Annotated in this window: 13 protein-coding genes; 3 read left to right on the plus strand and 10 right to left on the minus strand. The window is 60.3% G+C overall.

Going from position 1 to position 14,289, the window contains the following annotated elements:
• Positions 1–241 precede the first annotated feature (241 nt).
• The 3 genes from K678_RS15505 (at position 242) to K678_RS15515 (ending at position 2,820) form a co-directional block, all read left to right on the plus strand.
• On the plus strand, positions 242–1,360 hold the full coding sequence (locus tag K678_RS15505; RefSeq protein WP_269210530.1) for a glycosyltransferase family 4 protein: 1,119 nt from the start codon (positions 242–244) through the stop codon (positions 1,358–1,360).
• A 123-nt stretch (positions 1,361–1,483) separates the two neighbouring features.
• The gene (locus tag K678_RS15510; protein ID WP_021133422.1) at positions 1,484–2,611 is read left to right on the plus strand and encodes an O-antigen ligase family protein; all 1,128 of its coding nucleotides are present in this window, start codon (positions 1,484–1,486) and stop codon (positions 2,609–2,611) included.
• On the plus strand, positions 2,605–2,820 hold the full coding sequence (locus K678_RS15515) for a hypothetical protein (RefSeq protein ID WP_021133423.1): 216 nt from the start codon (positions 2,605–2,607) through the stop codon (positions 2,818–2,820). The genes K678_RS15510 and K678_RS15515 overlap by 7 nt, the downstream gene beginning before the upstream one ends.
• A 7-nt stretch (positions 2,821–2,827) precedes the next feature.
• Here the strand turns inward: K678_RS15515 and asnB are convergent, their stop codons facing one another.
• The 10 genes from asnB to K678_RS19180 all read right to left on the minus strand — a co-directional run.
• Positions 2,828–4,765: an asparagine synthase (glutamine-hydrolyzing) gene (gene asnB / locus K678_RS15520; protein WP_039853496.1), complete on the minus strand. Its 1,938-nt coding sequence runs from the start codon at positions 4,763–4,765 to the stop codon at positions 2,828–2,830.
• Positions 4,766–4,881: 116 nt separating this feature from the next.
• Positions 4,882–5,793, minus strand: coding sequence for a glycosyltransferase family 2 protein (locus K678_RS15525; protein ID WP_021133425.1), 912 nt, complete (start codon positions 5,791–5,793; stop codon positions 4,882–4,884).
• Positions 5,794–5,858: 65 nt separating this feature from the next.
• Positions 5,859–7,115, minus strand: a complete 1,257-nt coding sequence (locus K678_RS15530; protein WP_021133426.1) for a glycosyltransferase — start codon at positions 7,113–7,115, stop codon at positions 5,859–5,861.
• Between the two features lie 63 nt (positions 7,116–7,178).
• The gene (locus K678_RS17975) at positions 7,179–8,288 is read right to left on the minus strand and encodes an asparagine synthetase B family protein (RefSeq protein ID WP_331270963.1); all 1,110 of its coding nucleotides are present in this window, start codon (positions 8,286–8,288) and stop codon (positions 7,179–7,181) included.
• Entirely contained in the window at positions 8,189–9,073 is an 885-nt protein-coding gene (locus K678_RS17980) for an asparagine synthetase B family protein (protein WP_051185960.1), read from the minus strand. Before K678_RS17980 ends, K678_RS17975 begins: the two co-directional genes overlap by 100 nt.
• A 111-nt stretch (positions 9,074–9,184) precedes the next feature.
• Positions 9,185–9,883, minus strand: a complete 699-nt coding sequence (locus tag K678_RS15540; protein ID WP_021133427.1) for an acylneuraminate cytidylyltransferase family protein — start codon at positions 9,881–9,883, stop codon at positions 9,185–9,187.
• Entirely contained in the window at positions 9,883–11,250 is a 1,368-nt protein-coding gene (locus K678_RS15545; protein WP_039853499.1) for a CDP-glycerol glycerophosphotransferase family protein, read from the minus strand. Before K678_RS15545 ends, K678_RS15540 begins: the two co-directional genes overlap by 1 nt.
• A gap of 15 nt (positions 11,251–11,265) precedes the next feature.
• Positions 11,266–12,423, minus strand: coding sequence for a UDP-N-acetylglucosamine 2-epimerase (gene neuC, locus K678_RS15550; protein WP_021133429.1), 1,158 nt, complete (start codon positions 12,421–12,423; stop codon positions 11,266–11,268).
• Positions 12,424–12,553: 130 nt separating this feature from the next.
• Positions 12,554–13,552, minus strand: coding sequence for an N-acetylneuraminate synthase family protein (locus tag K678_RS15555; RefSeq protein ID WP_021133430.1), 999 nt, complete (start codon positions 13,550–13,552; stop codon positions 12,554–12,556).
• Between the two features lie 99 nt (positions 13,553–13,651).
• Positions 13,652–14,289, minus strand: a 638-nt coding sequence (locus K678_RS19180; RefSeq protein WP_196802598.1) for a hypothetical protein, incomplete at its 5' end; no start/stop codon positions are given.

Here is a 14,289-nt window from a genome sequence, read left to right on the forward strand (position 1 = left end):
GCCGCCATCTGCCACAGAAAAATACGGAATAATATGCAGCTGTAGTACTAACCGGCCGGATACTTATTTCCAGGGGGGATTACCGTTGCAACCGGCTTCATGATAAAATCCGGCAAAACCATCGGAAGCGGGGGGTGTGAACGTGGCTGTTCGGGGAGGGGGATCGTCGGCGGAAAACGAAAATCATGCCGCCGATGTCTGGACGGATCGCCTCGGCCCGTCCTCAGGCAGCAGGCTGCGGATACTCTATGTCGTGACGGAAGATTGGTATTTCTGTTCGCATCGTCTGCCCACCGCCCGCGCAGCCCGCGATATGGGGTTTGAGGTGGTCGTTGCGACCCATGTCGACAAGCACGCCGAGGAGATTGCTCGTGAAGGTTTCCGCGTCGTTCCAATCCCGTCGCTTCGCACGATGAGAATGCCGTTCGGTCCCCTGACCGCTATCCTGGCCCTGGCGGCGGTCTATCGGCGGGAAAAGCCTGACATCATTCACCATATCGCCCTGGTTCCGACCCTGTTCGGGTCTCTGGCCGCGATCCTGGCCGGGGTAAGGTGCTCGCTCGCCACGATGACCGGGTTGGGGCTGGTGTTCACCGCGCAAAGCCGCAAGGTCAGGGTGCTTCGCGCCGTGGTGACCCGGGTGTTGCGCTGGGCGTTGGCGTATCGCCGCAGCGATCTGGTGTTCCAGAACAGTGACGATCAGGATTTTTTTCTTGGCGCGGGTATCGTGCCGGGTGACCGGGCGCATCTGATCGCCGGGTCGGGGGTCGATATCGCGGCCTTTCACCCCACGCCTGAACCCGAAGGCCCGGTGATTGCGGCCTATGTCGGTCGGATGTTGCGTCCCAAAGGCGTCCTGGATATCGTCGAGGCTGCCCGCCTGCTGAAACGGCAAGGGGCACCGGTGCGGATCGTGTTGGTCGGTGCCCCGGACACCACCAACCCCGAGAGTTTCAGCGAAGAGGATTTACGCCGCTGGCAGGCCGAGGGTGTGGTTGAATGGTGGGGGGTGTCCAACGACGTCGCCGAGGTGTGGCGGCAGGCGCATATCGCGTTGTTGCCATCCTATCGCGAGGGATTGCCGAAGAGTCTGCTGGAAGCCGCCGCTTGTGGCCGTCCGATGATCGCGACCGACGTGCCCGGATGCCGAGACGTCGTCCAGTCGGGCGAGACCGGATTGCTGGTGCCACTCCAGGATGGGGCCGCCCTGGCCGCAGCGATCCTGGCCCTGACCAAGGACGGCGAGGCCCGGCGGCGGATGGGGCAAAACGCCCGCGCCGGGGTCGAGCAGCGCTTTTCCAATGCGGTGATCGCGACGCAGATGCAGGGACTTTACCGCGAGATTTTGTCGAGGCAATAAGAGACGATGGAGGAAATGGCAGATGAACCAAGCCGGATAAAGATTTGATAAGAAATACTATTCCTGTTCCAGGGCTGGGGCTATATCCTCCTGCATGACGTATTCAGTATAGGGCGTTCGGATATGATGGGTCGGTTCCGCTCGGTTGATAGCAGTGGTGCGATGGGATCGATCTGGGTGGGGGCCCCGACTGTCTTCCTGATCCTTTTCGCGGTAGGCCTTCAGTCGACCTTCACGCCGATGCTGCACGGTAATTACGTGCGGGTGGCGGCGTCCGATCTGATTCTCCCCCTCTCCTTGCTTTTTTCATTCTTTCTCTGGTGGAGGGAGGGACGGGTGTTGCCATCCCGTCCTTTGCGTCACCTTGCTTTTTGGTTATTTGGTCTGACGGCGTGGTTGGGTGTGTCGCTCGTTATCGGCTATTTAAGGACCGGTCATCTCGAATCGTGGGGATTGATCAATAAGTTAATCGGTTTTATCTGGTTAATCGGGTACTTGGTCGCGGGATATACCCTGACTTGTCAGGCAGGGCGGCGTCAGGTCGATATTTTCTTTCAAGTGCTGATGATTGGTGGGTGGATTGTCTCATTTTATTCTTTTGTGTGTTGTTTCTCGTACGCGATTGGATTGTCCTGGCCCTCCGACCCTATGACCAGAGCTGTTGGGTTTTTCGAGAATCCCAACGCTTATGGCTGCTTCGTCGCGGTGATTCTGATCATTGAAACCGCGTTTTCCGCGAAAGGAATGTTGTTCTCCCGGCGCTGGCATCTGTTCGGAATGGTGTTGCTGGCCGTGGCCCTGCTGTTGAGCGGCTCGCGGAGCGCGTGGCTGGGGGTAGTCGGGGGACTGGCCCTGTTGATGTGGCTGAAAAGCGTCAATCTGCGTCAGCTTTCTGCCGTCATCGCCTTGACGGCGCTGTGTCTGTCTCCTCTCTATATTCAGCTGCCGGTTCCTGCTTCCGAACTTGGCGTAACACCTCGATTAATTTATTTACAGGATGACCATATCCTGCGAAAGGATTCTAGCGTAAATCACCGCGTACGTCTGACACAGCAGGCGCTTGAATTGTGGTCATCAACTCCAATCATGGGAGCTGGATTGGGAGCATTTCTGTTGCAGCAAAAGATGGCACGTGTCGATGAGCCGTCAACCATTCACACCAGTGCTCTGTGGTTGCTTGTTGAAACGGGTATTGTCGGTTTTTTAATTTTCTCTTGCTTTTTCTTTATTGTGCCCGGGCGCTCTTGCTGATTCGCGACCATTCCGATCCGCAAAGCGCCGCCGTTGTCACGGCGATCCTGGCGACACTCGCCGTTGCCGCGATCGCTTCGGTTGGCATCGAACTGCTCTATCAACGCTACCTGTGGTTCCTATTGGGACTTGCATGGGCGGTGCGGTGCACTTACCCGGACGGTGTCCGTTTGTCGGAAACCAGCATGGCCCAATACGCGAGGGAGTGATCCGCGCTTATTGCGGCAGCCACCGCGCCTTCCAAGATTGAAACATCAGAATGGCCCACAGCGAATAGTGCCAATTGCGACTTCCTGACAGGTGTTCATGCCAACGGTCGCGAACTACCTTGGCATCAAACAGCCCGTCTTGCGACAATGTCTGTTCCTCCAGGAGATTGTCCGCCCAGTCGCGCAACGGACCGCGCAGCCATTCATCGATCGGAATACCAAATCCCATTTTGGGGCGTTCGATCAGGTCACGCGGAACATAATTGTCGAGCACGCGGCGCAAGATGGCTTTGCCTTGTCCCTCTGCGATCTTCATCTCCGGAGGCAAGGTCCAGGCGAATTCGACCAGACGATGATCGAGCAGCGGCACCCGCGTTTCCAGGCTGATCGCCATGCTGGCCCGGTCAACCTTGGTCAGGATATCGTCGGGCAGGTAGGTCGACATGTCGATATATTGAAGGCGGGCAACCGTGTCGGGCAACAGGTCCTGTAACGTGGGGTCGTCCATCAGGCCGAGAGGCTCGGCAAAACCCGGCATCGCCAACTCCGGCGGCGACCAATACGAGATGATCTGGCGGTACATCGCCTGCGGCGTTTGCTGGTCGAGAACCGCAACTGCTTTATGAATTTTGTCGCCCAGTTGTGGACGTTTGAACCGGCGGGGCAGAGGGCGGAGAACCGCATCCCAGGCGGTGGGTGACAGCAGCCGTGCGGCACCCGAGGTGGCGTGACGGAGAGGATGCGGCCAACGTCCCACGCTGCGCCATAATCGCTCGATGCCGCGATACCGGGTGTACCCGGCAAACAATTCGTCACCCCCGTCGCCTGACAGGGCGACGGTGACACTCTGCCGGGCCAGGGCCGACACCAGATATGTCGGAATTTGCGAGGAATCGGCAAACGGCTCATCAAACCATTCCGCCAGATCGGGAAGAACCGCCCAGGCATCCCGGGGTTCGACGATCAATTCGGTATGGTCGGTGCCCAGATGAGCGGCAACGGCGCGGGCATGATCGGCTTCATTGAAACGAGCCTCGTGAAAGCCGATTGAAAAGGTTTGGATGGAGCGATTGCTTTGCGCCTGCATCAACGCAACAACCAGAGATGAATCGACGCCCCCGGAGAGAAACGCCCCGAGAGGAACGTCGGCGACCATTCTCCGCCCCACCGCATCCCTCAAAAGGCTGTCGAGGCTCTGGGCGGTCTCCTCGAACGGGCGGGGGTCTAACCGCGACTGGCCGCTCTGGGCAACATTGCGCGAATCCCAATAGCAGGAGAGCCGGGGGACGCCGTCCTGACCGAGCGTCAGGATGTGAGCGGGAGGAAGCTTGGAGACGCCCTGATAGATCGACAGAGGGCAGGGCACATAAGCAAAGCGCAAATAGGCCGACACGGCAGAGCGATCGATGCGTGGCTCCCAGCCGGGATGGGCGCGCAACGCCTTTAGCTCGGAGCCAAACAGAAATAAGTCTCCGAACATTCCCCAATAAAGCGGTTTTACCCCCATGCGGTCGCGCACAAGGGAAAGTGTCTGGTTGCGACAATCCCACAGGGCAAACGCGAACATGCCAATAAAGCGTGATACCGCCGCTTCGACTCCCCAGGCGGCACAAGCCTCAAGCAGGACTTCGGTGTCGGAATGGCCGCGAAAGCGGATGCCTAAGGACTGAAGGTCGGCCGCGACGTCGGGGGCGTTAAAAATCTCGCCATTATAAACGATGACATAACGACCGCAGGCACTCGTCATCGGCTGCTGTCCGGCCTCGGTCAAGTCGACGACGGCAAGACGGCGATGCCCCAAAGCCAGTCCTGCGTTGGGCTGAATCCAGATCCCCTCGCCATCCGGGCCGCGACGGATCAGGCTGTCGGCCATGGCTTGGGCCGTCGTCTGCAAATGCTCCGCAGTGGGCAGGCGACGGTCCCAGAGTCCAATCAATCCACACATTTGGAAGGGCACTCCACGCGAGTATCGAAATCGTCGCCTCTGGTCAGAGCGAGCCGGGACAGGGAAGAGCCCTGGGCTTCAAGGCGATCCTGTCTTTGGCGCGAGCGGCAAGACGGTCAGTCGAGATCGCCTTCCTTAATCTTGCGCCAGAATCTTTGCCCCAGATAGCCAACCATCCGGGGCTCGCGTAGCAAGATGCTGACAATGCCCCTCAGTCCGTGCATCAGACGACCGGACCGATAGTGGGCAACCGCGACCTCGAACCCCAAGCTGGCGTCGAACAAGCGATATGCGCTGTGATCCCAGCGGATGATGCGCTCGCGGTTGGCTTCCAGCAAGGCGCGGGTCGAGGCTTGGACGGTTTCCGCTTTTGGCCAACCACTGTTGTGGATGCGGGCCAAGGGTTGGTCGAGGGAAATGAACTCAGGGTAGTGGTCAAGATAACGCAGGGTCCAGTCACGGTCTTGGAGTCGGGTCAGGTTCTCGTTGAACACCCCAATCTCGTCAAAGATCGCCCGACGGACCAATAGGGTTGATCCGAGACTGAATGTCTCTCCCATCAAGATTGACATGCGCCACGACCCGATTTTCCGGGGTTGTCTCAGGACCGTTTTTCCGCCATCGGCGCGATGCACCCAGAAGGCCGAGAAGCAAAGGGGAGCATCCGCACCAGAGGCCTGAAGAGTCTGGACCTGAAGAGCGAGCTTTTCCGGAAGCCAGGTGTCGTCGGAATCAAGGAACGCGACGTACTGTCCCCGGGCCTGGTGAATCCCGATGTTCTTGGCCCCGCCGATTCCGCGGTTGGTAGGATTTCGCACCAGGCGAATACGTGGGTCACTCATCGCTTCGACAACCGCACAGGTCGCATCGGTCGAGGCGTCATCGACAACCAGGATTTCGAGATCGGTGATCGTTTGCGCGGTGACGCTCTCGATTGCCCGTTCAATGGTGTCTGCTCGGTTAAAAGCGGTGATGACAACGCTGACGAGCGGGCTGAACGAGGAACTGACGGAAGACTCTGTTCTCATGCTGTCTTTCTCGACTGCCTCGGCTTCATGCCCCAGGGAGGAGTGGGGGTAAGCCGAAATTAATGTTAGGTAGAAATGATACTGAATTCTTTTTCTAGTTTGGCGAATTGGTCGCTGCGATGCAGCCCCTGTAATTGGACATCGGGGGGGGCGGGAATGCGGCCCAGCCGATCCTTGGTTTCGATCCAGATCCGCAATTGTGCCGCGATCGCTTCGGCATCGGTGGCGACACATCCCACCTGTCGCTCGCGGATCAGATCGGGGGCAACCCCCCGTTCGAGGCCCAGGCACAGAATCGGCCGCCGTGCTCCAATGTACTCGAACAGCTTTCCGGTAAAGACGCCGTATTCAGCTGGCGCATTCCACAGCAAAAGCAAAAGTACGTCAGAATTTTTCTGCAATCGGAGTGAGTCGCGATAGGAAACCTCTGGCAGCATCTCCACCGAATGGCAGACATCCATGTCCTGGATGATCTGGCCCAGTCCGGGCTGAAGACGGCCATGGAAGGAGATTCGCACCCGATCCGCCAGCGGTCCCAATAGTTTCAAAGCTTGGAACAGCGGGGTCGGGTCGCGACGACCGGGATAAATGGTCCCCATGTGGCGGATCGTCAGATAGTTGTCGTTGGGCGGTTCGACGTCGGTGGGGAAATCGGCCGGGTCGAAACCGTTGGTCACCACCATTGTCGGCTTGCCGGTTTTGGTGCCGATGATGTCGGCCAAAGGCTGTGACACCGTCACCAGTAGGGAGGCCGAGCCCAGCACCCGCTTCTCCAGGACCTGATCGATTTTCCGCCGCCACAGCGGGAAGGCGTAATAATGGTTGTCGGTCCACAGGTCGCGCAGTTCCGCTACCCAGGGAATCCCGTGCTGCCGCGATAGTGAATGGGCGACGATTAGGCCGGTTACTGGGCTGGCGCTGGCGAAAATCAGATCGGGCCGCCAGGAGCGGATAATCTTGTTTGCCGCCTTGCGGGCGGGGAGATACCAGCCGAAATGATTGTCGGGGATGTTGGCGCAGGAGCGCCAGAGCTCGCCCAGATAGGTCAATAGCGACGAGGACGATCCGGTGCCCTGGCGATAGGCGGTCAGTTTTCGGCCAAATAGGCGAGCCGCCAGGGTGTTGACGTCAAACCACCGCACCCGACGCACCAAATCCGCAGGGATGGAGGTTTCCAGCGTATCGGGGATGCTGTCCTGGATGGCGCTGACCACACGGACATCATGGCCTTGGGACGCCAGGAATTCAGCGAATTTGCCGACGCGCAAGGCACCGATGGCATTGGTTGGCGGAAAAAAGGCCGAAATGATCAGGATACGCATCGGTTAGGTTCTTCTTCGATTTTGGCTCTCACATGTGAGCCTACAGCCTGAAAGGAGTGGCTATCATAAACGAACGTCGAACGAGCGAGACCATAGCAGCAGATTGAGCCAGCGCCAGACTCTTCCGTCACGCGGGGCGTCACCGGTCTGGGCGCGGTCGCAGGCGGCGCGGACCTGGGTGGGCTTAAGCATCGGCAGGGCACCGGCAGCCAGTTCGACAAGCTCTGCCCCCATCTGCTCCAACCACACGCCTTCCGGCGTCACGAATCCGATCTTGTCGCGGCGGTCGAGGATCGGGTCGGGGACAAGGCCGCGCATCGCCCGGCGGAACACCGATTTGGTGGTGGCGTCACGATCGACCAGATACGCGGCTGGGAGCGATAGGGCAAAGCGGGCCACCTCCGGGGTCAGGAAGGGCAGGCGGCTTTCGACCGAATGCGCCATCGAATTATGGTCGCAGAACCGCAGCAGCGCGGGCAGGCTGAGGTCGAACAGGGTTTGTTCCAGCCGGTCGTGAAAGCGGTCGCGGCGGCGGTAGCGCGGCACGGACAAGCCGGGCTCGTCTCTGGCCCATTCAGGAACAAGCCACGCGGGCGTCTCCCCCTTGCCCGCCGCGCGCAGCAGCAGATCGCGCATCCCTGACGGGAGCATCAGGGGCAGGGCCCGCGCTCCGGCCCGCAGCCCGCCCGCTTTCAGGAGCGAGAGCGCCGCGCCAACCTCTCCGGCGCACAGGGCCGAGGCCAACCGCGCCCCGATATAGGTGGGATAGCCGGCAAACAGTTCGTCGGCGCCCTGGCCATCGAGGGTGACCTTGATCCCGGTCTCGCGCGCCAGCCGATAGACGCAGGATTGGGCGTAGATGCTGGTGGTGGGGAACGGCTCGGCCTGCTGGACCACCAGGGCGGCCAGATCGGCGGCGAGGTTCGTTCCGTGCGGGGTGGTGGTGTGGAGGATTGCCCCGGCCCGTTCAGCGGCAAGGCTCATCCAGCGCCCTTCGTCCAACGCCGCCGTCTCGGCGCGATAGCCAAACCCGTGCAGGTCAACCCGGTCGCCGCCGACGGCCCGCATCGCCATCACGATGGCCGAGGAATCAATCCCGCCCGACAGGGTGACCCCGACCGGGACGTCGCTGCGCAGATGTAGGGTGACGGAGTTGAAGAACAGATCGCGCAGATGGGCGGCGGCCTCGTCAAAGGACAGATCAAGCCGGGTCGACGGCGTGATCGAGATATATGGGGCCGACTCGTCCTTGGCTTGGCCTGCCAGATCGACTTCAAGCCAATGGCCGGGGGGAACCGTTCCAGCCCGGCAAAGAAGGTGCGGCGGCCCCGGTCGGTCCGGCCATGAACCAGATAGTCGGAAATCATGCCGCGATCGGGCTGGCGCGACAGGCCGGGCAAGGCCAGCAGCGAGGGTAGTTCCGAGGCAAAGGCGAGATGGCCGTTCCAGCGGGCGAGATAGAGCGGCTTGATCCCGAACGGATCGCGGGCGAGCACCAGCCGCTGCCGATCAAGATCGAGCCAGGCCAGGGCGAACATCCCGGTAAATTGGGAAAGAGCGGCCTCGGGGCCCCATTCGATCAGCGCGGCCAGCACCACTTCGGTATCGGAATGACCGCGAAAGCGATGGCCCAGCTTTTCCAGGCGTTGCCGGAGCTCGACGAAGTTATAGACCTCGCCGTTGAAGACGATCGCGTGGCGGCCACAGGGCGACACCATCGGCTGCGCCCCGGCTGCGCTGGGGTCGATGATCGCCAGCCGCCGGTGGGTTAGGCCGATCGCAGCACCGGCACAGGCCTCGAGCGGCCCCGCCGCCAGCCGGTCCGGCTCCTCCCGCCGCCATCCCAGGAAACCAACCCCGTCGGGGCCGCGATGACGCATCGCCGCCTCGATCGCTCCCAGCCATGCCGGGTCCAGCCCCGCTGTGCGAGCGGTGACAATCCCGCCGATGCCGCACATCAGGCGTTGGGGTCCAGTGTGGGGAGGGGCATTTTTGGTTTCATCCTGTCTCTAATCCGGCGCACGAGCGCCACCCCACCGCGATCCTATCCCAACGGGGGCACCGCTTACTTATACAATTTTCAACTGGAGCATGGCACGGGCCATCTCCAAATCGTCGGGACCATCAATGTCGAGGGATCGTTTTGTCGGCATCACAAGCGGGCGGATGCGCGTGCCGTACAAGTTTCCGGCCATAATAACCTCGCTCCGAACGGCAAGAATGGCCGGTCCATTCCGGGCGAACAGGCGGCTGGCCTTGTCCTGACGGCGAAAAGCCCGTTGTTCCGGCGGTACAGTGAAGTGGAGGTGCTGACCCTCGTCCATTTCCATCAAGGACGCGGGAAGCATGTTGTGGGGCACCGCGACGACACTGACCACGGTGTCAGCCTCCGTTAACGCCTCAATCGCCTGATCGATGTCGGCGGCCGTCCGAAACGGAGAGGTCGGTTGCAGGTAGGCGATCGCATCATAATGTAGGGCTGCCTCTGTCTGAGCCCATTCCAGAGCATGACGAATCACGGGCAGGGCAGCGGCAGCATCTCCCGCCAATTCCGGCGGGCGCAGGAACGGCACCTCTGCCCCCTGCTGGCGGGCCGTTGCCGCAATCTCGGGATCGTCGGTCGAGACGATCACCCGATCGAGCCCGATTGCCGACCGGGCCGCGGCGATGGTCCAGGCGATCAGGGGCTTGCCGCCCAGATCGGCAATGTTCTTGCGCGGGATTCCTTTGGAGCCGCCCCGCGCCGGAATGATCCCTAAGACTTTCATCACGTCACATTCTTCAAGATGAAGTCGGCAAGGCGACGCGACGCCCCGCCATCGAGCGGCTCCAGGTGCCGCTCCCGCAAGCTTCGGCGGCCTTCCGCGTCGCATGTCGTGTCTGCCAGATAGGCGGCAACCGCGTCATGTAGGTCCTGTTGTGACCGGGCAATGCGCAGTCCGCCCGCATTGAGCACGGAAACGATATGCTCCATGTCGTAGCGACGGGACGGCCGGTCGTAGAAGGGAAGGCTCTCGTCCTCGAAGGCCACCGCAACGCTGGGCGTGTCCAAGGCGACGGCATCGAGATTGATCGTTCCCGCCGATGCGACAACACAGCCCGCGTGACGGATCAAATTGGCAAGGTGTTGGAGGTCGCCAAGCCGGGGCGGCTCCACCACCACGTGCGGGAGGTCGCGCAAATCCCGAAAGCGTTCCTCCCACTCCAGTTCCAACGGGTGGCAGCGGACATAGATGACACAGTCCGGACCGAACAGGCCTGCCGCAGCGGCTTGGGCCAAAGCAAGGCACATCGCCGGTTCGTGAGCCCCCAGACGCTCGGAATAGGCCCCGATCAGCACATAGCGGGTTTGGGGCGGTAAGCCGAGCCGCGACAGGAAGACATCGCGCGCCACGAACGTGCTCGGATCGGCATAAAGGTCCATTTGCGGCCAACCGGTGACGTGGATGCGCTCGGGAGCGATGCCATGATACTCGGTCAGTTCGCTCTTAACCTGCGCGCTTTGCACCGCAATTTCGGCCAGACCCGGGACCAGTGGTCCCTTGGTGGTGGGCTGATCCCACGATCCGTTGACCCCCAGCATCGGGATTCCCCGATTCCTGGCCTCTTGAGCATAGGGGGTTACGAAGGGGCTCTGGCAATGGAACAGCACCACCAGATCGGGGCGGGTCTCGTCAAACACCTCTGCCACCGCGACGTGCCGGGTCCAGCCCATCCAATATAATTTCTGGAGAGAGGTCAGAAGCCTTGCGCTGCGGGGCCATGGAAAGCCGAAGGGATGCAGAACGGGCAGCCCCTCGCGGAAGGCGGTGCGGCGACTGGCTGGACTCTGTTTCAGCCGGTCGAGGAACCCGCGGAACCCGTGAACGACATTGAAGCGATAAACCAGCGCCAGATGGAACAGAAAGCCGAGGGTAAACCGAATGTCTGACCACATCATCCGCACCGAGCGACGCCGCCGGAACGGGCGAATGATCGAGCGCCAGGTTGCCGCGCTTCCCATCACATCATCGGGACTGCGGCTGGCCATCACCAGCCGCACCCTTTTGCTGTCGATCAACATCGACAGCAGATTTCCCCGCAGGAACGTGCGCACAGACATATCGTAGGGAAGAATCAGAAAGATGGTACGCACGGACAGTCCCACCGATCAGTAGGTCATCATTTTGGCGGTGGTCAGGGGCTCTGTCGCCAGCAAATGGGCGATGCGGGGACCGGCCTTGCCGTCACCGTAAATCGGCTCCGACGGCAGGCGACCGCGCAGAGCCAACCGGTCGGCAATCGCATCGGCAATCGCCGTGGCATTATAGTCGCAATTGATGACGTTGCGGCCATGCTGACGCGCCGTCTGGCGGGTGCCGATATTGACCGAGGGTGTGCCGATGAACGCGCCTTCGCGAATGGCGCTTGACGAATTGCCCACCAGGCAGCGGGTGCGGGCCATGAGCAGGACATACACTTCGATCGGCAGGTTCTTCACGTAGTAAAACGGCGCATCCGGGTCGCGTTCCCGGAATTTGCGAATGCCACGGGCCACGTCTTCCGAGCCCGCATCGGCGTTCGGCCACAACACAATGGCGGGGAGGCCGGTGTCGCGCACCGCACGCAACGTGGTTCCGATCTGGGTTTCGCCGCAACCATATTCGCCCGTCACCGGGTGTTGCGACACCAAGATGAAATCCTCATCGGTGGTGAACTTGATGCCCACGCCCTGGCCGAACAGAGCCTCGTCCAGGCATCGGTCGCTTTTAAGGTATTCGGCAACGAGATCGATGCGCGGGCAGCCGGTATTGTGGACGGTATCCGGGTTCTCGCCCATGCGGATGATGCGCTGGCGAGCGTCTTCGCACGCGGGGAAATGGATGTTGGCGAACTTGCTGATGGCATGACGGATGTTTTCGTCAATGTTGCCAGAGACTTCACCCCCCATGGTGTGGGCGAGCGGAATGTTCATGTACGCGGCGGCCAGGGTCGTGGCCATCGTTTCAAAGCGATCGCCGACCGTCAGAACGACATCGGGGGCAAGGCTCTCAAAAATCATCGGCAGTTCGATCAGGCCCAGCCCGGTCGATTTGGCCATTGTCGTCGGGGTCTCTCCCTCGACCAGCATGAACACGCGGGCCGCCGCCTTGAAGCCGTCTCGCTCGATCAGATCGGCGACATTGCCATAGCGATCCAGAATAGCCGAGGCGCCAACGACAAGTTGCAGTTCAAGGTCGGGATGATCCTTGACCGCCTGCATCACAGATTTGATGCTGCTATAGTTGGCTCGCGAGCCAACAACGATGCAAATTTTACGCTTGTTCATTATCTTGATCTCGTCAAAAGAGCTTTCGCCTCAGGCCGTGCCATCGAATCGGCAATCAACATCAGATGATTCGCCCGCTCATTCAGAGCTCAGCCGCGGATTTGTTTGAAAGTGGGTCTGGATCGGCTGTCTATTGCTTCCAACTGATGTCACCCGGCATGAGAACGCAGTCGGCGGGGATCATCTTGTTGGTGCGGCTTCCGACCACATCCCCCAACTTGGCCGCCGGAATGCCATCACCTGGTTTCTTGATCCCAACCATGGCGGGCTCAATGACGGTGCCAGACGGAATGTCGCACAGGCTGACCACACTTTTTTGAAAAATCTGCTTCATGCTCTGGAACGGCGTCACATCGCTTTTGTCGAGCGGGTGCGCCAGCATGGTGTCAATGGCACGAACCCCCTTCACCAGTTCGATAAACTGATCGGGCTCGGCCGAATGAGGGGCGTCGGAGCCATACATCCGACGGCTGAAGGTCATGTGCTTTTCCACCACCGTGGCCCCGAGCGCCACGGCGGCAAAGATCGCATGGTTGTCGAGGGTGTGGTCGGAATACCCGACCGGCAGGTTCCAGCGCTGCCGCATCTCGGCGAGGACGTTAAGGCCGACCGCTTCGTTCGGACAGGGATAGGCCGAGGTGCATTGCATCACGCAAAGCTTGTCGTGATGGCGCAGCAGGGTGGCGACCGCGGCGTCCATCTCGGCCCAACTGCTCATGCCCGAGGACAGCAACACCGGCTTGCCGGTCTGCCCGATGCGATCCAGCATCGGCAGATTGGTCACTTCGCCCGACGGAATTTTGTAGCGGCCGATGCCGATCTCCTCGAGAAGATCGACGGCTTCGGCCGAAAAGGGCGAGGACAGGAATTCCAGTCCGCTTTTGTCGGCGTGGGCCTTAAGCGCCTTCCACTGCTCCAGTTGGAAGCCGGTTCGATTGAAATATTCAAAGCGCGGTTCGCCCTTGAAATAGGGCGGCATCGGCGCATTCCGCAGCGTTTCGGCGCTGGCGATGTGGGTTTGAAATTTGACAGCGTCTGCGCCGCATTCGGCCGCCATGTCGATGAGCTTAAGGGCGTTTCCGAAGCTGCCGTCGTGAACGGAACCGACCTCGGCGATGATGGTTGTCAACTTTCGATTTCCTTACGCACGGCTCTTGTAGAGGTGCTAATCTAACCCATACCTGACAAAAGCCGTCAAGATCAAGAGTCAGTAGCCATGAGCAGGCGCTTACTCTTGGACTTGGCCGCATAGAGATAAAGCGATCGCATAAATGCGGCGGCATGCTTGGCCATCGAGTACTCCGATTAAGGATGCGTCCTCTCGCAGGGCTGCTGCAACAGCCCCTCGACTGGTGTCATCTCGCACCAGTGAGGTAAGAACTTTCTTTAGGTCTGCTTGGTCTCTGACCACGCTCAGTGATGTCAGGTGGTCGTACATGCGGTAGTTCAAGCCGGTGAAATCGGCAATGATCGTGGCGATGCCCAGCATAGCGGCCCAGCGGACAGTACTGGAATATGTGGAGACAAATATGTCGGCTAAAGGCAGGACATCTCGAAGTGGTTCGACAAGGATATGCGCCCCGACGATGTCGGCTTCATCCCGGTAGGTTTCCGGTCTGGATTTCGGATGCAGGGATAACAGCACCTCGGCACCAGTGTCAGACATGGCAGCAAACAGGGCGCGAGTATTGGCGATATGCTCGTCCCAGGAACACATGCCGTGTTCGGCAAGATGGGGAACAGCGCAGAAAATCCACGGTTTGGTTGAATCCAGGCCATAACGATTCCCCAGCCCAGAACGTCGTTCGGAAAGTTGTTCCGAGTCAACATACAGGGCATCCAGCGAAGCCTGACCAGTTACATGGA

The organism is Magnetospirillum fulvum MGU-K5 (assembly GCF_000442515.1).
Classification (GTDB): domain Bacteria; phylum Pseudomonadota; class Alphaproteobacteria; order Rhodospirillales; family Magnetospirillaceae; genus Phaeospirillum; species Phaeospirillum fulvum_B.